General features: G+C 55.3%; 20 protein-coding genes. 2 read left to right on the top strand and 18 right to left on the bottom strand.

The genetic code is table 11. The annotated features are described in order from the left end of the window. Positions 1-231: 231 nt before the first annotated feature. Complete coding sequence (locus tag B4113_RS09225; RefSeq protein WP_061912414.1) at positions 232-744, bottom strand: molybdenum cofactor biosynthesis protein B; 513 nt, start codon at positions 742-744, stop codon at positions 232-234. Positions 745-1058: 314 nt separating this feature from the next. On the opposite strand from B4113_RS09225, the gene B4113_RS09220 reads away from it, so the two are divergent. Then, the gene (locus B4113_RS09220; RefSeq protein WP_061912413.1) at positions 1059-2561 is read left to right on the top strand and encodes a response regulator transcription factor; all 1503 of its coding nucleotides are present in this window, start codon (positions 1059-1061) and stop codon (positions 2559-2561) included. Positions 2562-2714: 153 nt separating this feature from the next. On the opposite strand, the gene B4113_RS09215 is transcribed toward B4113_RS09220, so the two are convergent. From B4113_RS09215 to B4113_RS09135, 17 genes are all read right to left on the bottom strand, one after another. Further along, complete coding sequence (locus B4113_RS09215) at positions 2715-3863, bottom strand: hypothetical protein (RefSeq protein WP_061912412.1); 1149 nt, start codon at positions 3861-3863, stop codon at positions 2715-2717. Between the two features lie 14 nt (positions 3864-3877). Further along, on the bottom strand, positions 3878-5023 hold the full coding sequence (locus tag B4113_RS09210) for a DUF6114 domain-containing protein (protein WP_235597984.1): 1146 nt from the start codon (positions 5021-5023) through the stop codon (positions 3878-3880). A 587-nt stretch (positions 5024-5610) separates the two neighbouring features. Next, positions 5611-6216 (bottom strand): DUF6230 family protein, encoded by a 606-nt coding sequence (locus B4113_RS09205; protein ID WP_033023471.1) that lies wholly within the window; start codon positions 6214-6216, stop codon positions 5611-5613. Between the two features lie 353 nt (positions 6217-6569). Continuing rightward, a complete protein-coding gene (locus B4113_RS09200; RefSeq protein ID WP_033844328.1) occupies positions 6570-7478 on the bottom strand; it encodes a R2-like ligand-binding oxidase in 909 nt (302 codons plus the stop codon). A 273-nt stretch (positions 7479-7751) separates the two neighbouring features. Further along, entirely contained in the window at positions 7752-9239 is a 1488-nt protein-coding gene (locus B4113_RS09195) for an aldehyde dehydrogenase (protein ID WP_033844329.1), read from the bottom strand. Positions 9240-9296: 57 nt separating this feature from the next. Next, positions 9297-9725, bottom strand: a complete 429-nt coding sequence (locus tag B4113_RS09190; RefSeq protein WP_033844331.1) for a hypothetical protein — start codon at positions 9723-9725, stop codon at positions 9297-9299. Between the two features lie 415 nt (positions 9726-10140). Further along, positions 10141-11247: a Zn-dependent alcohol dehydrogenase gene (locus tag B4113_RS09185; protein ID WP_033844335.1), complete on the bottom strand. Its 1107-nt coding sequence runs from the start codon at positions 11245-11247 to the stop codon at positions 10141-10143. A 23-nt stretch (positions 11248-11270) separates the two neighbouring features. Further along, positions 11271-11603, bottom strand: coding sequence for a hypothetical protein (locus B4113_RS09180; protein ID WP_033844336.1), 333 nt, complete (start codon positions 11601-11603; stop codon positions 11271-11273). A 221-nt stretch (positions 11604-11824) separates the two neighbouring features. Next, a complete protein-coding gene (locus B4113_RS09175; protein WP_033844337.1) occupies positions 11825-13570 on the bottom strand; it encodes an AarF/ABC1/UbiB kinase family protein in 1746 nt (581 codons plus the stop codon). Between the two features lie 21 nt (positions 13571-13591). Continuing rightward, complete coding sequence (locus tag B4113_RS09170; protein ID WP_033844338.1) at positions 13592-14734, bottom strand: thiolase family protein; 1143 nt, start codon at positions 14732-14734, stop codon at positions 13592-13594. A gap of 320 nt (positions 14735-15054) precedes the next feature. Continuing rightward, on the bottom strand, positions 15055-15897 hold the full coding sequence (locus tag B4113_RS09165; protein ID WP_033844339.1) for an SDR family NAD(P)-dependent oxidoreductase: 843 nt from the start codon (positions 15895-15897) through the stop codon (positions 15055-15057). A 15-nt stretch (positions 15898-15912) separates the two neighbouring features. Continuing rightward, positions 15913-16704, bottom strand: coding sequence for an enoyl-CoA hydratase/isomerase family protein (locus B4113_RS09160; RefSeq protein ID WP_033844340.1), 792 nt, complete (start codon positions 16702-16704; stop codon positions 15913-15915). A 168-nt stretch (positions 16705-16872) separates the two neighbouring features. Then, positions 16873-18087 carry an acyl-CoA dehydrogenase family protein gene (locus B4113_RS09155; protein WP_033844341.1) on the bottom strand — a complete coding sequence of 405 codons (1215 nt, stop codon included), beginning with the start codon at positions 18085-18087 and terminating at the stop codon, positions 16873-16875. Then, complete coding sequence (locus B4113_RS09150; protein WP_033844342.1) at positions 18084-19208, bottom strand: acyl-CoA dehydrogenase family protein; 1125 nt, start codon at positions 19206-19208, stop codon at positions 18084-18086. The genes B4113_RS09155 and B4113_RS09150 overlap by 4 nt, the downstream gene beginning before the upstream one ends. A gap of 45 nt (positions 19209-19253) precedes the next feature. Further along, positions 19254-20798 (bottom strand): long-chain-fatty-acid--CoA ligase, encoded by a 1545-nt coding sequence (locus tag B4113_RS09145; RefSeq protein ID WP_033844343.1) that lies wholly within the window; start codon positions 20796-20798, stop codon positions 19254-19256. A 112-nt stretch (positions 20799-20910) separates the two neighbouring features. Next, positions 20911-21255 carry an SCP2 sterol-binding domain-containing protein gene (locus tag B4113_RS09140; protein ID WP_033844344.1) on the bottom strand — a complete coding sequence of 115 codons (345 nt, stop codon included), beginning with the start codon at positions 21253-21255 and terminating at the stop codon, positions 20911-20913. Positions 21256-21390: 135 nt separating this feature from the next. Beyond that, a complete protein-coding gene (locus tag B4113_RS09135; RefSeq protein ID WP_369802245.1) occupies positions 21391-21909 on the bottom strand; it encodes a hypothetical protein in 519 nt (172 codons plus the stop codon). A gap of 634 nt (positions 21910-22543) precedes the next feature. On the opposite strand from B4113_RS09135, the gene B4113_RS09130 reads away from it, so the two are divergent. Further along, the gene (locus B4113_RS09130; protein ID WP_033023452.1) at positions 22544-24055 is read left to right on the top strand and encodes a DHA2 family efflux MFS transporter permease subunit; all 1512 of its coding nucleotides are present in this window, start codon (positions 22544-22546) and stop codon (positions 24053-24055) included. Positions 24056-24084: the final 29 nt, after the last annotated feature.

Raw genomic sequence — 24084 nt, 5'->3', positions numbered from 1 at the left:
TGAACAGGTGGTTCTATTTGGGAAATGATGCCTGAAAGCGGCAGGATGCATTACGTCACCGCCTCCTTAGGGTGCACAGGATCATAGGGAGACTCACTCTTCATGTTGACTGGATAAGGAATACAATCCGAACATAGGGAGGGGACCATCTTACACTACGAAAATGGAAGTGTTACATAGCGATATACATGAAAAAGGTGTCCCGTTGTTGCGGAGACACCTTCATTTCCCTCACCGGTCTTTCCGAATCTCTCTTATAACATGCCCGAGTTCCGGCAAAATGAGTTTCGTCATCGCTAGGCGTACCGCTCCGGTGGAGCCGGGGGTGCAAAAGATGGCGGTGTCCATCGCCACGCCGGCGACGGCGCGCGACAGCATGGCGGCGGCGCCAATGTCTTCGGTGTAGCTGAGGAAGCGGAACAGCTCGCCAAAGCCGACGAGTTCTTTCTCCAGCAGCGCGCTCACCGTTTCGATCGTCACATCGCGCTTGGCGATGCCGGTGCCGCCGTTGGTGAGCACCGCGTCGACATCAAGGCGGCGGCAGCCGTCGAGCACCGCCGCGCGAATGGCCGCTTCCTCGTCTTTTACAATTTCATAGCCAACAACGTCATGACCGGCCTCAGTCAGCAGCTCGATCATCAGCCGGCCGCTCCGGTCGGTTTCCTCAGTTCGCGTGTCGCTGACGGTGATGACTTTGCAGCGGACGGTTTTCGGGGCTTCTTGTTTATGTTCGGTCGTGCTCATCCGTTCACAATCCCCCTTTCCTTTCTTTGCCTCTATCGTACACAACGGAGATACGATTGACAAACCATTTGTATTATAATAGACAGAATTGTTATAATATTATTAATAAAGAACGTTTTAATAAAAGGGGCACTCCACAACCATTTCTCTTATCGCCAAAATGATTGAACCCGTTTTTCTCTCCAGACACGGACCTGTTCGACCAACAAGCCCTGTTTTGTCCGAAACGATGGATAGACAAGAAAGAGCGATTTCATCTTTCAAACCAAAAACAAGGCAAAACCTATCCGAAACCAGTTAAGGAGGGGAACCGAATGAACTTGCGCCTTTCAAACCGATTGGATGCCATTTTGAAAGAAGGGTGGAATACGCTCGAACATCACCGCGAGAGCATTCTTTCAGCCTGGCTAGACAAATGCGAGGAACTGGAGGACAAGCAGCACGCCGCCGCCCACCCCTTGCGACTTGCCATTGAGGCGTTCTCTTCACAATGGGGCCATCCGATAAGTGATATCGCCGAATGGCTAGCGACGTTTCGCCGCGAATGGGAAAAACGAAACGGGAAGCTGTCGCCCAACCAGTCGACCGTCATTTTATCGATGATGGAAAACGCGGCTCACGAAGCCATTCAGTCGGGGGACGTTATGGACTTTCGCGTTCATCAAGCCATTCAGTACGTTTTTTTGAAACTTCATGAGTCCGTTACCGCTCCTGATTGTGCGGAGTTCGATTTAGAGCAGTTTCTTGAGCAAACCGTTTCATCCAAGCAGCTGCCGATCACATGGATTGCCCAACTGGCCAGAACAGCCGACGGCGGCTTCATCGTCGCCAAATGGTATGGAAGCGTGGCTGATGCCCTTATCGACAACACGGTGTGCGGAGAGACGATTTTCGCCTTATGTGAACGCATTCTTTGCCACATGGATGTCAGCGAAACGCGATTGATCCCACTCCCATGGGGGGACGATCTTTTGCTTGTTTGTACCGAAGGGGAAGATCGGTTCGTCATTCCATTTCTGCTTCACGCTCTCGAACAGTTTCATGTTGCTCAAAAGGTTTCCATCCGTACGAAAGAGCAACAGCTTTGGAAAGACGCGGTGTTGTTGTTTGACCAATGGATCATGCGAGCCAAAACGCTGCATCAAGCCATTGAATACATTTCAACCGGATTTGTCGCCTACTTGCCATTTGAACGATGTGCGCTGTTCGCCTATTCCAGCATTCATGAAAGCGGATTCGGACTGTACGGCTATCAGCTTGATAATCATGAAATCAAAAGCATTCATGAACACATTGATCATCTTCCTTTCATTAAACAATACATTCAACGACTACAGCTGCTCGGTCGCCAAATGACAAACGTACCACCGATTTACGTCCGCCATGCGGAACAAGGATTGCCGATGAAATACGTTCAGCAGTTTCAACTTGAGTCAATCGTCATTGCCCCGATGTATGCACCCTCGGAAAATCGGCTCATCGGTGCTGCCATTTTGGATTGTGGTCCGAAGACCGCTTTTCAATTGTCCAATGGCCTCTACACAGCGGTAATGAAATTCGGCCAAAGCGCGGGGGAAATTTTAGCTAAATGCAGCGGCGGCCGCCCAGAGCTTGTGCAACCGACCCCGCACTTATCGCCGCGAGAAATCGAAGTATTGAAACTGGTCGCCGAAGGGGCGTCGACCTATGAAGCGGCGAAACGGCTTCATTTGAGCGAGTATACGGTGCGCGACTACGTGTCGGCGATTTTGCAAAAAATGAACGCCAAAAACCGGACGGAAGCCATCGTCAAGGCCATCCGCGACGGAATCATTTAAGGCAACGGCGGCACCTTAGACGCGTGACGAACTCCCTACGGCCCCGTTTCGATCCGTCTTCAAGACAGGGCCAATCCCCATCGTACATTCAAATGGATATGGCCTATATTGATGAAACAAGGTGTCCCGCTCCTTCCGGGACACCTTCTTCTTCTATGGAGTCACTTCACCATCTGTTTTCGGCGAAGAAAGCGGTACGTCGGAACGCCCAGCTGCGCGCTCCTCCCCGGTGGCCGGTTTCCGTTTCACCCATTCCTCAACCGCATTGAGTCGCTTCTCGAACTCGGTCACCGTTTGGCTCCAAGCGGCTAGGGCTTTTCTCTCTTTGTCGAGCTGCTGTTTCATGTCGTCGAGCGATGAGCGCAAAGCCGAAAGAATGTTCATCGCGTTCGATTGTTCCCCAAGCCGCAGTCGCTTTGCGACGTATGAAGCGGCTTTTTCCCATAACCCATCTTGTTCATTCCATTTTCCTACGTCTTCACTAAGAGCAGCGCTTTGCTGTTCGAGCATTTGTTTCCACTCTTGAAAGCGCATCACCACCGCTTCATATTGTCTTTGTTCTTCACTCCCGGCTCTCTGCTCTCCCGCCATAGCTTGTTCAAGCGATTGGAGGGAAGCGGAAACGGCGGTTTGTTTTTCTTCCATCGCCGTCCATTCGTCCGCCCTCGACTCAACCCGCTTCCTAAGCGTAGGGATATCCGTCTGCAGCGTCTTTACCATGTAGGCAGCGCTGTCGGTTCCTTGCTTTTGCTCATCAAGCTGCCAAATGAGCCGTTCGGCTTCTTGGGCGAGATCCGTTTGTTCGAGTGCGCTTCGCTCCGCTTGCATCATCGAGGCGCCGGAAAACGAGGCTGACAGCGACATATCAGGAAGGGCGAGGCGCGAAGCCGTCATTTTCGTCGCCACCAATGTGACGTCTTTCAAACATTGCTTAATCGGGAAGCCGTCGAAGCAAAGACCGCCAAACTTTAATTTCGTTACATCCAGTTTCATCCAATTGACTTGCGCCGTTCCTTTCGACTGAATGGACAATCGAATCGTTCCTTGCGGCGTGTCGATGGCCCGTTCCATAGACAATCCGCTGATGTCGGTTTGGATGAAAGCAATGGGAAGTTTGCCGACGATCACTTTCGGCGACCCAAGAACAATGCCACCTAAGTCCAAGAGGCCCACCACTTTATCGGCATGAATGACAAATCCCTGTTCTTCACTGACGGCGAGCGAACGCGCCCCGCCAAGCGGTAGGCAGAGAAAAAGTGCCAAAGCGAGAAGCGCGGTTTTCCACCATTTGCTTGCCTTCATTTGCATCCTCCCTTTTATCCTGTCATTGTTGATGAGCGATTGGAAAGAGGGGAAACGGGAGGAGGATAGTCGCTGTCCGTCTCCCCCGCTTGCTGTCCGTTCCATGCCACCACCAATGCACCGCCCACCAGACCGATGACGCCTCCGATGATCAGGCCGCCGGCCGCACCGACAAACGAAAGGATGGAAGCAAGGATGAGAAAACTGCCGAATACTACATGGCTTTGCGGCTTGATGATGCTTAAAATCGCCAAAACCACCATTACTAAGCCCGTGACCAATCCGGCCCACATCAGCCCACTTCCAGGAAGCAGAAGCATGGGGAACACACTGATGCCTACCATCAAGACAAACCCTGCCCCTATCATCGCCAACACCGATCCTAAAACAGGGCGATGGCGGTTGACAGCAAGCAAATACCCGACAGCACAAGGCAATATCCAACCGAAGGCATAGGATAACAGAGGACCGACGAAGCGAGCGGCGGTGCGGACAGACAAAAAGCCGTAATGGACAAGGGAAGCGACGATGATAGCCACGATTCCACCGACCACGACTCCCCGTACCGGGCGGCGGGCAGACGTCCATGCTTGCCGCCAAGTCTCAGCGTTTCTTTTTTTCCAAGCAACGCCAATGACAACCCCAAGCAACACAAAGGCGAGAATGACCGTCGTCTGCACCACCATTGGAATGGAGCGCACCCATGTTTGCCACGGTACCGCCCGCTCGGCGGCAAAAAAGGCGTTCAACGCGCAAAATGTGGCCAAGGATCCTCCAAAAAACAACCACACGTAATGAAACCGTGTGCGAATGTATCGTCCTTGCCTTTCTTGTTTCTCGATGATGTCTTGGGCAAAAAAAGCGGCAAGCACACTGCTAGCTATCCCTCCCGCCGCAGCGCCGACCGTTCCAAGCGACACCCATTGGCTCCCACCTACAAGCATCCCCGGCAACAAAGCGGCCGCTCCGTATTTCACGCGGACGATCGCCGTTGGGCGGTTCGAAAAAAACGGGATAGGCAAGGAGAGAGCGACTGCTAGCAGCAGTCCCCCCAACAGCGCTCCGTTTCCTCCACCGCCAACGACGATTCCGCCGATAAACGCGCCCGTCAGTGCTCCGATGGTCGTCATTTGCCCGATTTCAACTAGCTTCCTCATCATCCCATCTTGCCTCCTTTACCTCTTTTTCGTTCTTTTTGGCTAATCATTAGCCTAAAAGGCTGGCAATTGAAGAGGCCGATTACCTCGCGCCACCGCTTCTCGGGATCGTTTCTCAAGTAGAAAAAACTGGCTGCATTATCCTTTATGTTCAGGCGCCGATCAAGGCAACCAGCGGTTTTTCACCAACCTTTTCAGGAGCAAGCCGCTTCCCCCCTCGTTTCTCCAATAGAAAAGCTCTAAGGCATCGCCTTTCACACTCTTCCCATTTCTCCAGCGAAACAACCGGTTTTCACCAGTCTTCGACACGCGCCGCCGTTTGTTTCTTGACCAAGAACGATCGCTCTGTTTTACACCGGCTGATCATCTATAAACGCGCCACTGTTCGTCGCTTGGCTCCCTCTTCCTCTCCCCTTTATTTGCCAAAAGCGATGAAGAGAAAAAAATTTTCCAGAATAAAAAAACCGGCGCACAGTCGTTAAGCATAAATGCGTGATCACACAGGAAACAAGATGACAACTCGAACTTCTCATTTATTTTGGGAGGAATAGGGGATGGACAACTCGCGTCCCAATGATGATCAGACCGAATTAAAAGTCGCCGATCCGGCTCCCATCTTTCATGTTAGCGATCACTTTCAGCTTCATGTTCGGGATGGTGATCGAACCTGCCGACATGTAATGCGTATTCAAGCTCGGTTTATCAAGCGTTAAGTTCGGCGCGCTTAAGTCGATGACGTTGAGCGGGTTGTCGGTTTTATGCTCTTGCGTCTCCAAACCGGCAAATGACGTGCTATCCGCTTGAATGCCAGTGACGCGCAGTTTCAAATTTTGTCCGCTTACATTGCCGCCGGTGACAACGACATCGATGCTTTTAATGCCGTAAGCGCCGAGAGCTGACTCGGTGTTAATGTTTTTCGCCAGCACCAAATTGGTGATATTCGCTGACGCCAAGTCAATGGCTGCTTGCCCCCAAGCCCCTCTTTGTTCCGTTTCACCGATGGCAGGATACAGTTTAAATCCGGTTCCTGTAATTTTATCGGCGCTGATCGTAAATCCCCCGACACCTGATAGCGGAAACGCGGCAAACGCCGTACCTGACAAAAGCAACATAGCCACTAGAGCGATGACCGCGAGAAATCCCGCTCCGCCCGCAATCGCAAATCGTTTTGGATTGACCGCGAACAAGTTCCCCATTTTTCATGCCCCCTCGTTTTCTCCCATGAAATGATCATTTTCCCCCTATTCCCCCCAAAATAAATACCTTGTTTCCTAACAAAACCAACTATGTTTGATCACAAAAGCCTTTCTCTCCCCCTGCTGTCGGTTCCCATTATTGAATGTGGCGTTCTCACGCCCGTTCCATTCCTTGCTCTCTTGTTGCTTTCTCGCTTCCTCCAAAAGGAAGCGGTCGAAAGCGATTTTTTCTTCTGCCAAGACGCGGGCGGGCGAAACCCGCCCGTCTGCTCGGAATTAAGCATGTTCGCTCTCGATCTCGAATCGAAAAAAGCGCTTCTGATAAAGAGAAACCGCTCTTTTCCACGAGCCTTTTAAAATTCGGCCGCTGTTTTTTCTAGCTCCTCGACGCTGTCATACCGCTTCGTGCGGCTGATTTGTTTTTTGCGGATGTTGAACTGTTTGACCACATAGTTGGTTAGCATGTCATAGTCAATTTCCAGACTCCGCGCGCGGGCGAGGTGCTGCTGGCGTTTGCCAAGCTCGGTCAAATAGGCGACATATCCGGAGACGTGCGGCCATAATTCGTCCATATAGCGGATGAACAACTCATAATATCGTTCGTTTTCATTGACAAGCCGCTGGATCGTATAAATGCCGAACTGAATGTGCCGGCCTTCGTCCATGTTCAAATAATCGATGCCTTGGAGCAGCCCTGGGAACAGCCCGGCTTTTTTGTAAATTTGCCGGAACGTGTAATATCCCGATTCGGCCAGTGTTCCTTCGACAATCATGTTGTACACCGTGGCGGCGCGGATGATCGCTTCCGGCGAGTCGTCGCTATACAGGCGGTCCATCGCTTCCGGCAGCGCTTCGTAAAAGATGCGTTTGTAATGGTCGTTATGAAAGACGGACAAGTCCATCTGCCCGATGCCGACAGCTTGCTGCCAGCGGGAAAACATCTCGACATGCTTCGCTTCGTCGTGCATAAACGTCGTCAAAAACAGGACGTCCTCGAGCCGCCCTTGGCGCGCGAGGGCGTTTGTCATCGGCAAGATGTCGAGCGTCACCGCCTCTTCGCCGGCGGAAAACCCGGCGACAAGCGGCAAAGCCGATATTTTTTCTTCGCTCGTCAAGCTGGCAAAATCGGTTTGGTCTTGGCTGAAATCGATGTCGGCTGGATTCCATTTCCCGTTGCGCTTCGCTTTTTCATACAATTTGTACATCGGATGCTCCCAATCGATCGTGCCTTTCACCGTTTGAAACCCATCGTGGCGAGTCATCACGTTTCTCCTCCTTTGAAGGTTGTTAATGTAAGGAAACAAGGCGCTCCCAACCGCGCTGTTCAAGCGAAAACATGTCGCGGCACCATCACGCGTTCTTTTCAGCTTCTCACAAACCGACCGGTTGTCACCGGTCTTTTCCGACGCTGGTGATGGCATCGCACCTCCCGTTTTCCGGCCTTGGTTTTCCCATCGAAACGCTTTGTCACATTTACACGCGTTTCCCCATCCATGGAAGGGAAACGGCTGTTTTTCGCCAGCCTTTTCCCTCTCTTAAAACAACGTCATCGGCCGGTCGTTTACGTCGCAAATGACGGTTTTCGTCTCCAAATACGGTTCAAGCGCCTGCATCCCGAGCTCGCGGCCGAGGCCGCTCTGCTTATAGCCGCCAAACGGGGCGGTCGGCGACAGCACTTGATACGTGTTGATCCATACCGTTCCGCTTTTCACCCGGCGCGCCAAGCGGAGCGCCCGCTTGATATCGTTCGTCCAAACAGCGGCAGCGAGTCCGTAGATCGTATCGTTGGCAAGGCGAACCGCTTCTTCCTCATCAGCGAACGGAATCACGGCCGCCACCGGACCGAAAATTTCTTCACGGGCGATGCGCATCGACGGCTTGACATCGGCAAAAATCGTCGGCTCGATAAAGTAGCCGCCGAGCTCCGGCCGCGCGTTTCCTCCAGCGACCAGTTTCGCTCCCTCCTGCCGGCCGATGTCGATGTAGCGCAGCACTTTGTCGTACTGCTCGCGACTGACGACCGGGCCAATGTCGGTGCGGGCGCTCATCCCGGGGCCCATTCGCAATGTGTTGGCCCGGTCGGCCAACAGCTGAACGAACGTTTCATACACCGACCGTTCGACCAAAATGCGGCTTCCCGCTTGGCATACTTGCCCGGAGTTGTAGAACACGCCAAACAGCGCGCTTTTGGCCGCCTGTTCGAGATCCGCATCAGCAAAGATGATGTTCGGCGACTTGCCGCCGAGCTCAAGCGTCACCCGCTTAATGTGGGGAGCGGCCGCCTGCAAGATGTGGCGCCCCGTTGCCGTCTCGCCGGTAAACGCGATTTTCGGCACGCGCGGATGGCGGACGAGCGCTTTGCCCGCTTCATCCCGCCCCGGCAGGACGTTGACAACGCCGTCCGGCACGCCGGCTTCTTGGCAAAGTTCGGCGAGTTTGAGCGCCGTCAGCGGCGTCTCCGGGGCCGGTTTTACCACCATCGTACAGCCCGCCGCCAGCGCCGGAGCGATTTTCCATGTCGGCATCAAAAGCGGGAAGTTCCATGGCGTAATCAGTCCCGCCACCCCGATCGGCTCCTTGACCGTCCACGCCATATAGTCAGGGGCGGTGCCGGCGACGGAAAACGGCAGCACCTCTCCTTGCGGCTTGACGACAAGCGAGGCGAAAAAGTCGAAACAGTCGGCGGCGAGCGGAATTTCGATAAACCGCGCCATGTTGATCGGCATGCCGTTTTCCCTTGTCATCAGCCGGGCCAGTTCATCGTGATGCTGGCGGATCAGTTCAGCGATGCGGCGCAAGATGCGCCCGCGCTCGAGCGGGGAAATGGCCAGCCAGCGCCGATCCGAAAACGCCTCTTCGGCGACGGTGACCGCCGCGTCGATATCGTCCTCGCCAGCGTTGGCGACGCGGGCCGTCACTTCGCCCGTCGCCGGGTCGATGACGTCAAACCGTTCGCCGCTGGCGGCCGGTCGCCATTCTCCATCAATCCATAAATCGGCTTCCGTCGTTTGCGCCGAAATCATTATCATCTCCTCCTTTCCATCGCTCCATGTTCTCGATTGATCGGATTTTGAACCAAGCTATCGCAATAAATCGCTGCGGCCGATTTCTTGCAAATAGTCGCGGTACGCCGGATAGATGGCGTCAAGCTGCGGCAGCACTTTCAATGCGTTCACGAGCGGTCCTTGCACTTTGATTTGTTGGCGGGCAAGCGCCTGCTGCAAATCGAGCCGCCCGAGCCAAAATTTATGTCCGACATCGGCGCTCTGTTCAAAGATGAGCTCCGGCCGCAAGTCCGTCTCGCCGCAGACGATTTTCAGTCTCCCATTTTCATGCGTCCACGTAATTTTCGCTTCCGGCTTATGAAAAATATATTGGACATACGCGTCATAGCCGGAAGTTAGCTCTGTCGAGGCGATCAATTCCTTCGACTCGTCCGTCTCGGCCACTTTTTCAAAAAAGCGGCCGAGAACGTCATACAGCTCCTGCTCGCTTTGAAACACCGGCATCTCGTTTTCCCCTTTCCCAGTCGGTGATGATCGTCAAGACGATTGCCGTATTCCTTCTAAGCTGGGATGACCGCCAAGACGATCCCTTGTTCTTTCTAAGTCGCGGTCACCATCAAGACGATCGCCTTGTTCCTTCTAAACCGCGGTCACCATCAAGACGATCGCCTTGTTCCTTCTAAGCCGTGGTCACCGCCAAGATCCTCTCCTGTTCCTCCTAAGTTGACGATGATCGCCAAGACGATCTCTCGTTGTTTCTAAGTCAGCGATATCGCCTCAAGACGTTCTCCCTATACCTTGCACATCGTTGATGGCGCCGAATGAGCGGCCGCCTTCTGAAATCCGGCTTCCGGCCGCATTCCCAAGCTCAGCGGTTCAAGACCGCCGTGAGAGGCATCGCCTCCTTGTTGGTGCGTGTTTATTCCTCAAAGCGGATCAGGCCGCGGATGTTTTGTCCGCTCTTTAAGGCGGCGAAGCCGTCGTTGATTTGTTCGAGGGCATAGACGGCGCTGATGAGCGGTTCTAGCTTCAGCTTGCCCGCCGCGTACAAGTCAAGCAGCTTCGGGTAGTCGACCGGGGGATTGCCTTGGCCGAGCCACACCCCTGTCAACGTCTTTGCCTGCGACGGCAAGGAGAAGGCGTTGATTTCCACCGTTTCATGCGGAGCGGCGATGCCGACGATGACCGTCATCCCCGCCTTTCTCGTCATGTTGTACGCGTCCGCCATCGTTTCCGGGCGGCCGATCGCTTCAAACGCGTAGTCGACGCCGAGGCCGTCCGTCAAGTCGAGAACCGCGCTGACGGCATCTTCGTCGCCGGCGTTGACCGTATGCGTCGCCCCGAACGTTTTCGTCATCGTCAATTTTTCCTCGACAATGTCGATGGCGATAATTTGTTTGGCCCCGGCGAGCGCCGCTCCTTGGATGATGTTGAAGCCGACGCCGCCAGCGCCGATGACGGCCACCGTGCTGCCGGGGCGCACCCGCGCGGCATGGATGACCGCCCCCACCCCGGTCATGACGCTGCAGCTGACCAAGGCCGCCAATTCAAACGGCACATCGCGGCGAATCGGAATCGCTGCCTGTTCCGGCACGATCGTGCGCTCACTGAACGCCCCGGCGGTGAGAAATTGATAGACTGGCTTTCCGCCAAGGGAAAAACGCGTCGTCCCGTCCGGCAGCGTGCCGGTCGCCGTCAGCCGGGCCGCCGCTTCGCATAAGTCGGGCCGGCCAAGGCGGCAATAAGGACAGCGGCCGCACGACGGCACCCAATTGAGCACAACGTGGTCGCCGGCTTGAACGCTCGTCACTCCCTCGCCCACCTCCTCAACGATGCCTGCCCCTTCATGGCCGAGCACCAGCGGCAAAGGAAGCGGCAGCTGGCCTTGCACGACATGCCAATCGCTATGGCAGAGGCCGGCCGCTTTCATTTTCACTTTGACTTCCCCAAACCGGGGGGCAGCTAAATCCAGCTCCTCGATCGCCAGCGGCTCCCCGTAATGGTGCAACACCGCCGCTTTCACCATCGTTGTTCTCCCCTTTCACCGCCTTATCGCTCTCGCCTGTCAGCGAAATCCGCGTTTGCTTCACGGGCGCCGCCTTGACCTCGCAGCGCCTCCAAGTAGGTGTTCCATTCCTCTTGCAAGGCGGTTTTTAGCTTGAACAGGCCAAGAACGAGCGAGCGGGTGGAATGGTCGTGCAAAAACACTTCGCGAAACGCGTCCGCGAATTCTTCCCGTTTTCCGGGGATGCCATGGTCTTTTCCATACAGCAAATGCCTCTCCAACAGGCGCCGAATTACCGGGCTTCCCGGTCCGCCACTTTGGCGGTAAAACGCTTCGATACGCTGGGACATCGTCCATTCCTGATGCTCGTCGCGCACATCGTTCCCTCCTTTAGCGACAATGTGGCACGATGCGCTCGTGCCCGGGACTAGCACTCTTCGTTGCGGATCGATCCGATCGCGGCCATTATCGGATGGCGTTCCTATCCAGCGAACATGGCTAGCACTCTTCATCGCGGATCGATTCGATTGCCGTAGCGGAAGCTTTCCCTTCCAGAACCGCGCCGACCGCCTGATGCCGATTTTTTCAACAAGCTAGGTTAAAACCGCGGCCGTTGCTTGCGCGTGCGGAACAGCCGCCAACCAAGAAACACCACCAAGAGGAACGAAACAGCCAATCCGATGTTGGCGATCGTCGTTTTGTCCATCCCCCAAAACGTTCCGCCCGGGATGCTGGCGACAATCAATCCGGTGGCGACGATAATGGCAAACGCGAGGAGGGAAAGCGCCAGCCGGTTGGCGATTTGGTTGAGAGTATTGCGCGTCACCGGGTCAGTTTGCAGCTGCACGGTCAGGCGCCATTTGTTTTCCGCCACCGTTTCGAGCGCTTTGTTGAACCGGCGCGGCAAGGTGGCGACCAATTCGGCCGTTTCAGCGACGAGGCTGGCGTTGGCGCGGAAATTAAAACGCTTTCCGAGAATGCTTTTTAAAATCGGGATTTCATACGCCTCGATGACTTCGCCGTACGAGATTTCCGGACAAATCCAGCGCGCCGTCCCTTCGGTTGCGGAAAACCCTTTCGCCCAAAGCGCTAGGCCGTTTGGAACTTTGCAGTAGTTGCGAAGCCCGATCGCCGTCGCTTCAAGGACGAGGCGGCCGTAATTGTAGCGGCTGCTTCCCTGGTGGGCGGACACATAGTTTAACGTCAGCGTCCGCAGTTCATCTTTCAATTTGACGACATCGGTGTAGATGGTCGGCGACATGAGCTCCATAAACACTTCGGCGGCGTCTTCTGCTTGGTTGAGCTGGATGTGCAAAATGACGCGCATCAAAATTTGCGCCATCACGCTGTCCATCCGCCCGGTCATTCCCCAGTCGATGATGACCGCTTTTTTCGTCCGCTTGTCGATCATGATGTTGGAACCGTGGGCGTCGGCATGATAATGGCCATCGAGCATCATCTGCACATAATGGTGAACGAGGTCAATCATAATGTTGACCCGCTCTTCAAAGGTGAGAAAATCAACGGGGAAATCTTTTATGAGCCAGCCGTCGATGTATTCCATGATTAAGACGCTTTTCGTCGCTTCGTACACGTGCGGAACCGTGACATGTTCGGCCCTCCTTTCGTATTTTTGCTTCATCTCTTGCATTTTTCGCGCTTCTTCCGTCATATCCAGCTCATCCATGGCGCTGCTGTAGTAGTCTTGCACGAGCCCCCCAAGATCGAGGGCGGCCTGCAGTTCAGGGGGCAGCCGCTTCTGCAGGCGGGCGGCCATTTTTTTGATAACAGCGATGTCGGTTTGAAACAGCTTTTCGACCGTCGGGCGCACGACTTTGACCGCGACGACCGGCCCGTCTTTCAGCTTGGCTTTGTATACTTGGGCAAGCGACGCTGAACCGAGCGGCGTTTCTTCGATCCATTCAAACGTCTCAAGACCGTCCGGAAGCTCACGTTCGAGAATGTACTCGATTTTCGCAAACTCGATCGGCGGCACTCGGTCAAGCAGCCGTTCGAGCTCGAGCGTGATCGGCTCCGGCAGCAAATCTTGCCTGGTGACGAGCACCTGTCCAAGCTTGATGAACGTTGGGCCGAGCTCCTCAAACGCTAGGCGGAGCCGGCGGCCGATTTGGCGCAACGAAGTACTATCTCCTTCTTTCCCTCGCAGTTTATGGGCGATGATGTCGCTAAACACTACGCCAAGTCCGTTTTTGACAAACGTTGTCATGATTTTTCGCCGTCGCCTTCCCGCCGTGATAGCGGCCAGCTCGGTTTCAATGGCGGCGCTGACCGCCGTAAAATCGCGCTTTTGTTTCGGTTTGGCTGTTTCGATCGATGCGTGCAAACCGCTCCCCTCCTCTCCGCTTTACAAGCGTTCAATCATGGTGGCGGTCGCCATGCCAAAGCCGATGCACATCACTTGCAAACCGTAAGTCCCGTTCATGTCTTCGAGTTCATGCAGCAACGTCGTCAGCAGCCGCGCCCCGCTCGCGCCAAGCGGGTGTCCGAGGGCGATCGCTCCGCCGCGCGGATTCACTTTCGCCATATCCGGCTCAAGCTCCCGCTCCCATGCTTTGACGACCGAAGCGAACGCTTCATTGATTTCAATGACATCGATTTGGTCAAGGCGCAGCCCCGCTTTTTCGAGCACGCGGCGCGTGGCCGGGATGACGCCGGTAAGCATCAGAATCGGGTCTTCGCCGACGACCGCGCGGGCGATGATGCGGGCTCTCGGCCGCAACCCGAGCTGCCGGGCTTTTTCCGCCGACATGAGCAGCACGCCGGCCGCTCCGTCGCTCACTTGGCTTGAGTTGCCGGCCGTGATGACACCGCCTTTTGGCTGAAATGATGGCATTAACGCTGCCAACTTTTCCCTCGATGTATCGCGGCGGATTCCTTCATCATGGGCAACTGTCATCGTTCCGTTTTCGCCCTGCACTTCAAGTGGGATGATTTCCCGCGCAAACATTCCACCATCGGTGGCTGCTGCCGCTTTTTGATGGCTGGTGAGCGCAAACGCGTCCAACTCGTCGCGCGACAACCCCCATTTTTTCGCGATCATCTCGGCGGAAATCCCTTGCGGCACGATGTTGTACCGACTTGTCAGCTGGCGGCTGAATCGTCCCATATCGCTTCCCATCGGAACGCGGGTCATGCTTTCTACGCCGGCAGCGATGACGATGTCCATGTCGCCGGCCAAAATCGCTTGCGCCGCGTTATGGATGGCCTGCTGACTCGAGCCGCACATCCGGTTTAACGAAAACGCCGGCACCTCGACCGGAAAGCCGGCAGCGAGCGCGGCTTGACGGGCGATGTTGCCGCCTTGCTCCCCGGTCATCGTCACGCAGCCGACAACGATATCTTCCACCAAGCCGGCGTCCAATCCGTTTCGTTCGACAAGCGCCCGCAGCACCGGAACAAGCAAGTCAACCGGATGGACGTTGGCGAATGCTCCTTTTTTCTTGCCGATCGCCGTGCGTACGGCATCGACAATGACCACTTCCCTCATGCCGCTCCTCCTGTTCTGTCTGAAAATCGGTCTGCTCGAAATCGTTGAGCGATTTGGCGAGTGTCTCTCACGCTCGGATCACCATCGATCCGCTCTCCCCTTAGCGAGCTGCTGCGGGCCGCCGAAGCCGCGCCGCTTCCGATCCGAGCCCACCTCCACTTGCTGGCCTTAGCCAACAACATTTCCCCCGCGGTGCCCGCTTCGGGTGTAGGCTCACAGTCTGATAGCCGGTTGGCCAAACGTTTCTGACGCGGTGAGAACGCGAGGCTTCGCCACAGCCCAAAGGTCAGCTGGCGCTCGGCCACCACCGCGCTTTTGGCTCAAAACGTAAACAGTTCTATACCTCCGGATACGTTCAACCCGATGCCGGTAATATATTTCGCCTTATCGGAGCAAAGAAAGACGATGGCGTTGGCGACGTCTTCCGGTTCACCCGGGCGGCGGAACGCCGTGCGCTGGATCATCCGTTCGTTCATTTTCGGGTTGCCCATGCGGAACGCTTCCGTATTGATAATGCCCGGCACGATGGCGTTCACCGTAATGCCGTAGCGCGCTCCTTCCAGCGCCATGCTTTTCGTAAAGCTCAACACCGCTCCTTTCGTCGCCGAGTAGCTCGCCTGCCCGAAGCCGCCGAGCGTGCCGGCGACGGACGACATGTTGATGATCCGCCCCCATCCTTGCTCTTTCATGTATGGCCACACGGCTTTCGTGCAGTTGTACGTGCCGGTCAAATTCACCCGCAAATCGCGCTCCCACAACGCATCGTTTTGCTTTTCGATTTGTGAAACGTGGTCAAGCGTGCCGGCGTTATTGACCAAAATGTCGATCGATCCGAACTCCTCTTTGACGCGGGCGAACACGTCCTTCACTTGCTCGCGGTCGGTGACGTCCATTTTGATCGCCATTGCCCGCCGTCCCATGGCGCGAATTTCTTCCGCCGTTTTTTCCGCGTACACGACGTTCGTGCTTTGCATCACTTGGGAGAGCGGTCCGTATTTTTGCGCCGTTTGTTTGCTTTCTTCATCCGATTCGAGCAAAATGTCGGTGATGACGACATCCGCTCCCGCCTCGGCAAGCGCCAAGGCGTCCGCACGCCCGAGGCCGCGCGAAGCACCGGTGACGACCGCCACCTTTCCTTTCAACAATTCCGCCCACGATGACATCGCTGATCCCTCCGTTTATCGTAAAAATTGCGGTTGTTTCTTTTGGAAAAACGCCGCTAGCCCGATGGCCGGCTCCCCTGTTTGAAACGTGGCCGCAAAGGACGCCGCTTCAACAGCGAACCCATCCTCAGCGCACTCCTCGGCGGCATCGATCGCCCGCTTGGCCAGCCCCATCGCCCGCACCGCGCCTTCGGACAACTGTTCGGCAAACGATGCTACGTCTTCGTTCAGCCGTTCCGGAGCGGTCACGCGGTGAACGAGGCCGAGCGCGAGCGCTTCTTGCGGATCGAGCCGGCGGGCGAGAAAAATAAGCTCCGTCGCTTTCGCCCGTCCGACAAGGCGCGTCAGCCGCTGCGTCCCGCCTGCTCCTGGAATCAAGCCGAGGGAAACTTCCGTTAAGCCGATTTTGCCTCCGCCCATAATGCGGAAGTCGCAAGCGAGCGCCAATTCGCAGCCACCGCCGAGCGCATAACCGTTGATGGCCGCGATCACCGGTTTCGGCATTTTGGCGAAGCGGTCGAAGCAGCGCTGCATGCGGGCGCTCTGTTCGGCGATGCCGTCCTTATTGCCGGCCAACTGGCTTCCTCGCCGAATCATGTCCTTTAAGTCGGCGCCGGCGAGAAACGTTTTCGGATGGGCCGACGCAATGACGATCACGCGCACCTTGCTGTCGGCTTCCAGCTCATCGGCCGCTTGTTCCAATTCGTTCATCAACGTTTCACTAATGGCGTTGGCCGGCGGATGGTCGATGATCAGCCAAGCGACTCCTTTGTCCCGCCGTTCGATGCGAATCGTTTCGTAAGGCAAGTCACACTCTCTCCTTTCGTTCGCTGCGATGCCCCCGCCAACGGCGCTGGCCGCTCCGATGACGGCCGAATCGACCGGGAACCGATGCCGATCGGGCGGGGGTATCCTTGGCGACTGCGAGTCAGAGCGCCCAAGCTCGTTCCGCCCGAAACGAGTTGGGCATAGACGTTATACATGGACGCCGTATGGCGCATACAACCGTCGGGCGGTGACGAGGCGCTGAATTTGCTGCGTGCCTTCAAAAATATCAAACACTTTCACGTCGCGATACAGTTTCTCCACCAAATGCCCATCAAGGCCGACCGGACCGAGCAGCTCAAGGCACATCGCGCATACATGAAGCGCCATTTTGCCAGCCACCGCTTTGCAAATCGCCGCTTCCATCGCGTTCGCTTCGCCGATGTCCGCTTTCCACGCCGCTTCCCACGTGAGCAGTCGCGCCGCCTCGATCTCTTGTTCCGCCTCGGCGAGCAGCTCAGCCGCTTCATAGTACAGCCGCCCTTGCTTCGGATAATCGCGGCGAACGATCTCGAGCGTATATTCGTAAGCCGCACGGGCGATGCCGACCGCCATGGCGGCAACGATCGGTCTCGTGCTATCGAACGTTTTCATCGCCACTTGAAATCCGGATGGTTGATGGGCCGGGGCGCTGTACAACTCCTCTCCACCGAGCAAGTTTTCCGCCGGGACGAAGCAGTCTTCAAACACGAGCTCCGCTGTCTCGTTGGCGCGCAGCCCCATTTTATGAACGGTGCGGGTGGCTGTAAATCCCGGCGTCCCTTTTTCGACGACAAACGCCCGGTGTCCGGCGCGGCCGAGCTTCGGATCGACCGTGGCGAACACGACGACCCATGAAGCGCGAGCACCGTTGGTAATGAAAATTTTTTGCCCGTTCAACACATAGCCGCCGTCAACTTTTCTCGCTGTCGTCCGAATGCCGGACGCATCCGAACCGGCCTCCGGCTCGGTCAACGCATACGCCCCCCAGCGCGGTTCGTCTTTCGTAAATATCGATAAAAAGCGCTGCTTCTGTTCCGGAGTGCCGCTTGACTGGATCGGCGGCCCGCCAAGGCCGGGACCGGGAAGGGATAAGGCAATGGCCGGGCAGCCCCACGCGAGCTCCTCGGCGGCAATCACCGCCACGCGGTTGCCTTCGCGTTCTTTTTTTTCCGGTTTCTGCCCCGCCGCTGACGCCGACCGTCCGCCGCCGAATGACGATGTATTTAGCTGGATGCCCATTTTGTTCACTTTTTGCAGCCACTCCTCCGGGACCCGTCCGAGCCGATCGGCCTCGAGGGCAAGCGGGCGTACTTCGTGTTGGGCGAACCAATGAACGAGCTCTTTGATTTGTTTTTGCTGCGGTGACAACGCAAATGAAATCACGGCGCAACCCTCTCTTTCCGTTCGTCCAGCAGCTGTTCGCCGCGGCGGATGAACCAGTCCGTTTCCCGGGCATACAGCAGCACTTGCGCTTGGGCGTCGCGCATCCATTTTTCGGCCGGATATTCTTGCACGTATCCGTGTCCGCCTAGCATTTGTACGGCCTGATCGGTGACGTAGCGCACCGACCGATGGGCGCGGGCGAGCGCCCGCCAAGCGAAGCCTTCCGCCGCCCTTCCTTGCTCGTCAACGCGGCAAGCGGCGGCCCAGGCGATGTTCCGGGCCCCGCGGCATTCAAACGCCATTTCCGCAACCGTAAACGATACGCCTTGGAATTTGGCGATTTCCTGCCCGAACGCCTTGCGGCCAGCCGTGTATTCGATAGTGTAATCGAGCGCCGCCTCCATCAACCCGACTTCCTTCGCCGCCTCAAGCACGCACTGGCGAGCGCGGGCGTGCCCAAGCAAAGCTGACGCCTCCTCTCCGCGGGCAAGCACGCGGTCGTTGCCCGCGAACACATCGGAAAAGCGAATGCGCCCAAGCCCTGCGGCCAGCAGCCCGAGGCGGAAATCGCCTTCGACCGTCTCCCATGTGCGCTCATCGAAAACGACAATGACCGGTTCCCCCTCGTTATCCTTGCCGGCTGCAACCACCCAATCGGCAAAAGCAGCGCGCCGGACTGGCGCGGATGTCCCGTTGAGCCGATAACCGTCGCGGCTGCGGCGGACCTCGATCGTTTCTTCATCGTCGATGAAGGCCACCGTCGGCCATATTCCCGTTTGACCCACGTCCCGATACGGTCGCCAAACGGGATGCTCAGGCGTCTGACGCATGAGCGAGGCGGCTTCCCCGGGTCCGGGAAGCCCTTGAACAATCCCTAAATCCCCATAGCTGAGCACTTGCCAAATTTGCGCTTGGGATATGAGCGGAAGTTCCAGCCCACCCCAGCTTTCGGGAAGTTCAAGCCCTAAAAATCCCAACTCGTGAAGGCGTTTGGCGATGGATGCGCTTACAGAACGGCGCTGTTCACAGTCGCGGGCCCTCGGCCGCATCTCTTCGGCGGCGATCGTTTTCGCCACTTCGCAAAACGCCCGCTCCTCTTCGGTCGGCCGAAATGAGATCATCGTTTCTCCCTCCTTTTATGCCAATCACAACGGGGCGCGTTCCGCTTATTCATTCCCGTCCACAGCGGCGGGAACGAACTCGTTCGCCCACTCGCGCAACGTTTTCTTGTCCGTTTTCCCGAGCAAATTTTTTGGCAAATAACCGACGATCTTCAAAAAGCGCGGGCTTTTGTATTTCGCCACTTTCTCTTGGCAAAAGCGAATGAGTTCCTCTTCCGTCACGCTCGCCCCGCGGCGGATGACGACGTAAGCGGCGACTTCTTCTCCCATCCTCGGCGACGGAACGCCGACAACGCCCGCTTCCAGCACATCAGGATGCGACATGAGCAGCTCTTCAAGATCGCGCGGGTAAATGTTGAATCCGCCGCGGATGATGACATCTTTTTTCCGGTCGACGATAAACACGTACCCGTCTTCATCGATGCGCGCCATATCCCCGGTGTACAGCCAACCGTCGCGCAGCGCTCGACGCGTTTCTTCGTCTTTTCCATAGTAGCCGCAAAACACGTTCGGCCCAGAAACAATCAGCTCCCCCACCTCATTGGGCGGCAGAGGATTTCCTTGTTCATCGACAACGGCGACCTTCACCCCCGGCAGCGGCAGCCCGACCGATCCGGGCTTGATCGGTTTCGTCGGATCGGTTGCTGTAACGATGGGCGCCGCTTCTGACAGGCCGTAGCCTTCCAAAATCAAGCAGCCAAACTGGCGCTGAAACCGTTCGGCAAGCGCCGGCGGCAGCGAGGCGGAGCCGGACACGCAGGCCACTAGGCTGGAGGTGTCATACCGATCGGCCTCAGGAACATGACATAAGGCGTGAAACATGGCCGGCACCATCGCGGTGTGCGTGACCCGGTACATTTCGATGGCTGCAAGCACTTTTTTCGGCTCGAAATACGGCAGAAGAACGACACGGTCACCAAGCAGCAGCGCCACATTCATCATCGTAAAACCAAACGCATGAGAAATCGGCAACACCCCGAGGCCGACACGATCGCTCTTCGTTTGCAGCAGCTTGGCCATTTCGGCCGCCGCTTCGGCATTGGCGTACAAGTTGCGGTGCGTCAGCACGACCCCCTTCGGCTGGCCAGTTGTTCCTGATGTATAAAGCAAGGCGGCCGCGTCGTTGTCCGTGATTTCCACCTCCGGCAGAGTGGCCGGAGCCTGCTTGATCCTCGCCCACAGCGAGTGAGGCGAGTTAGAAGGCTCGAGCGTCAACACGGACGGTGAGCGCAGCAAATCGCGCGCCGCTTCTCTCACTTTCCCGAGCAACATTTCCGCTGTCAGCACGACTTTCGGTTCGCAATCTTGAAAAATGTAATGGAGTTCCTGCACCTGCAATAGCGGCAACACCGGCACAACGACCGCACCGGCCTTCACGACACCGCTGAAGGCGATCACGACTTCCGGGCTGTTCGGCATCGTCACGACAACGCGGTCGCCCGGCCTGACCCCTAGCTCGATCAACGTGTGAGCCAATTGGGACGAACGGGCGTCGCACTCGACGTTCGTGTACTCTTTTCCTTCAAATATCAACGCCGCGTAAGGACCGAACTGCTCGATGTTTTTTGTCCAAATCGTGCGCAAATCCATGCCCTCGTCTCCTTTTAGCCAAAATGGGCGGGCTGATGAAAAAGGGCAAGCCCGCCGTCTTTGTTTGCCTGTTGCTCCATGCTGTCATCGCTCTCGGAACATCCCGCTTTGCTCATTGGTTGGCGCTGTTGTAGGCAGCCAACACTTCCTGCAGCCGCAGCGCCAACCCCATATCCCCATCGATGCGAAGCCGCCCGCTCATGAACGCTTCCGTTCCGTTGAGCTCGCCGTCGACCATTTTTTTGAAATCGTCGCTGTCCATGCTGAGCGTGCAATCGGCCGTCTCCTGTTCTCCTTCAACGACAAATCCGGCATCCGGGCGCAGGACGACTTGATACACCCCCGGATCGGCTCCGCTCAAATTGAATTGGTACACGGCGACAATCCCATCAGCACGGGACGGGTCTTCCTTCAACTGCGAATCAATCAGCTGAAAAATGTCTTTTACGGCTGTCATCTTCATATCCTCCCTAAAATTTTGAACTATCTGAAATTTATTTCCGCACTTTTACTATATCGCCTTTCCCACCGCCGTCCTATCCCGAACTTTGTCGGGACTTTCCCTTCTCGCCCTTGGCGTTTCCCGATATTTTTACGTTTGCAGCGCCCGCAGAAGCGCCGGCTCATCGATGAGCTCCAAGTAGCGCCGGTAAAGCGGAAACGCCGGCACGATGCGCGGCAGCAGCTGGAGCGCCTTCGCTTTCGACCCTTTGACTCTCATTTTTCCCGTTATGAGGGCTAACGGGACGCTAATATTGCCACCCCAAAATTGATGGGCGACATCCCCGGTTGTTACAATGGCGACGTCAGGCTGATCGAGCTCCCGTCCGAACAGCACTTTGTAATGTTCGCCGGGCGTTGGCCGCCTCGCATCGATGCTGATGACCGCTTCCGGATCGGTCAAGTAAAAGACGAACGCGGCGCGGGAACGGCGGATTTGCTCGCCGATGCGGTTGATTTGCTCCAATTCGTTCCCTTGTTCATAATAGGCGGGATGATGGCCCCACCATGCGCGCAGCTCTTCCCATGTTCGTTCACGAGTCGCAATATTCATGAATTCACCGATAACCTGATAAAAATGGACATCATCACGAAAAATAGGCACGTTCATGCCCTCCTTCCATACCTTTCTCCCCTTCCACCATAAATCAAAACAAAACGATGCACCATTCCGAATTTTGAGGGGGAAACAAACCAGCCAAGATACCGGGATAGCCGCCGCCCCCCCTCTCTCCAGAAGCGAAAAATCGATGTTGCTGCACATATGAAATATCCCTCACATCATTCATCCTGCTAACCGTTGCCACACAATTCGGCGAGCTTGGCTAGGTTCGGATTATGGTTGCGCCATACTTTCGGTTCTTAGGCAAAACAATGAAGGCAGATCTAAGAGGGCGGTGAAAAACGGTTGTTTCTCTTGAGCAATGGGGGAACGTTTGAAAGGCGCTCTTGACGCGACAAGGCTTATCTGTTTGAGAAACGGGCTTGATCAGCGGCTTGCTCCCTTAAATCACCAGCCTCCTAAAGTATGCTGCAACCATGTTGGTTCTTTTCTCCTCTCCTTTCGAGCTTCGACCAGCTCCAAGGCTAGTTTTCTTGATTGTTTTCAATGGTGGCCTGACTTCCATGGGAGGCACTGAATTCTACCTCCAAAAAAGATATAAAATATAAATTGACATTCACATTCATTTTATATAAAATTTCAAATGAAATATAATATCATTAAAGAAAGAGAGGGATTATACATGCAAAACACCAACATGAAAAGATGGTGGATTCTTGGTTCATTATCACTAGGTTTGATTGCAGTAGGGCTAGATATTACGATTTTGAATGTAGCGTTGCCAACTTTAGCCACAGAACTCCATGCGTCAACAAGCGATCTTCAATGGTTTGTAGATTCGTACAATTTGGCCATGGCCGCCTTCCTTCTTCCAGCCGGCATGCTAGGTGACCGTTTCGGTCGGAAAAGGCTGCTGTTATTTGCCTTATGTTTATTTGGATTGGCTTCTATAGGCTGCGCTTATTCCAATTCTCCGGAAATATTGATCTGGATGAGGACGTTTCTTGGATTAGGAGCCGCTTTTCTGATCCCATTATCGATCTCCATTCTTCCGGTGCTGTTTTCCGAACGGGAGCGCACGAAGGCAATGATGATTTGGGCGACAGCGAATATGTTGGGGATTCCACTTGGGCCCATTGTCGGTGGATGGTTGCTTGAACATTACCAATGGGGATCGGTCTTCTTATTGAATCTTCCCTTTGTTGTTGTCGCGCTTGCAGCGGTCTCTTGGCTCATGCCGGAGTCGCGCAGCCCTCATCATTCTAAACTCGACTGGCTCGGAGTCTTGACATCAAGCGCCGGTCTTGTATCGATCACGTATGGAGCCATTAAAGCTGGAGAAAAAGGATGGAGCCATAATGAAGTCATTCTCTTTCTGGCCATTGGATGCTTCATGCTGTCTGTGTTTGCCATATTGGAGAAAAAGGTCAAACATCCACTTGTTGATCTGTCCCTTTTTCGCTCCCGCAGCTTTACTTTCGGGGCGATATTAGCCACATTGGCCACATATGCGCTGTTCGGTCTCTTATTCACGTTGCCCCAATATTTTCAATCAGTAGAAGGCAACGATACACTGGAAACAGGTTTGCGTTTGCTCCCTCTCATTGGAGGGCTGATCGTCGGAGCCAAGTCGGCCGATTTCCTCTTGGAAAAAATTGGACCCAAAAGCAACGCCTTCATCGGTTTTGTCTTTCTTGCCATCGGGTTAGGCATCGGCGGAACGACGCAGATCGACCATCCATACAAATTTATCGCTCTTTGGATCACGATAGTGGGGATCGGCTTAGGATTAGCGCTTCCCACTGCCATGGATGCAGCTTTAGGAGAACTGTCGGCGGAACGAAGCGGGGTTGGTTCAGCACTCATTATGGCATTGCGGCAAGCCGGAGGGTCGATTGGAGTAGCCGTTTTAGGCACGATTGTAAATTCACAGTATCGCAGTCGTATAGAAGCAATCCAGTTGCCGAGTCAGCTTAAACCTATAGTAAAACAAAGCGTATCAACAGGGGTGGAAGCAGCACATCAAATCCAATCGATGCAACTACTCTCTTCTGTGCGCAAAGCTTTTGTTCATGGAATGGAGGCCATGCTATGGACGTGTTGCGGAATCGCGATATTGGGCGCAATTTTGTCATTCGCCTTTTTGCCTAACCAATTCTCTAGCAAATCAAAACAAAGAATGTCAGTCCATTAAATGACGGATTTGTGCCCCTGATGAAAAAG

The sequence above is a fragment of the Geobacillus sp. B4113_201601 genome, assembly GCF_001587475.1.
In the GTDB taxonomy this organism is placed as follows: domain Bacteria; phylum Bacillota; class Bacilli; order Bacillales; family Anoxybacillaceae; genus Geobacillus; species Geobacillus icigianus.
This window is presented reverse-complemented; position numbering and strand designations above follow the sequence as displayed.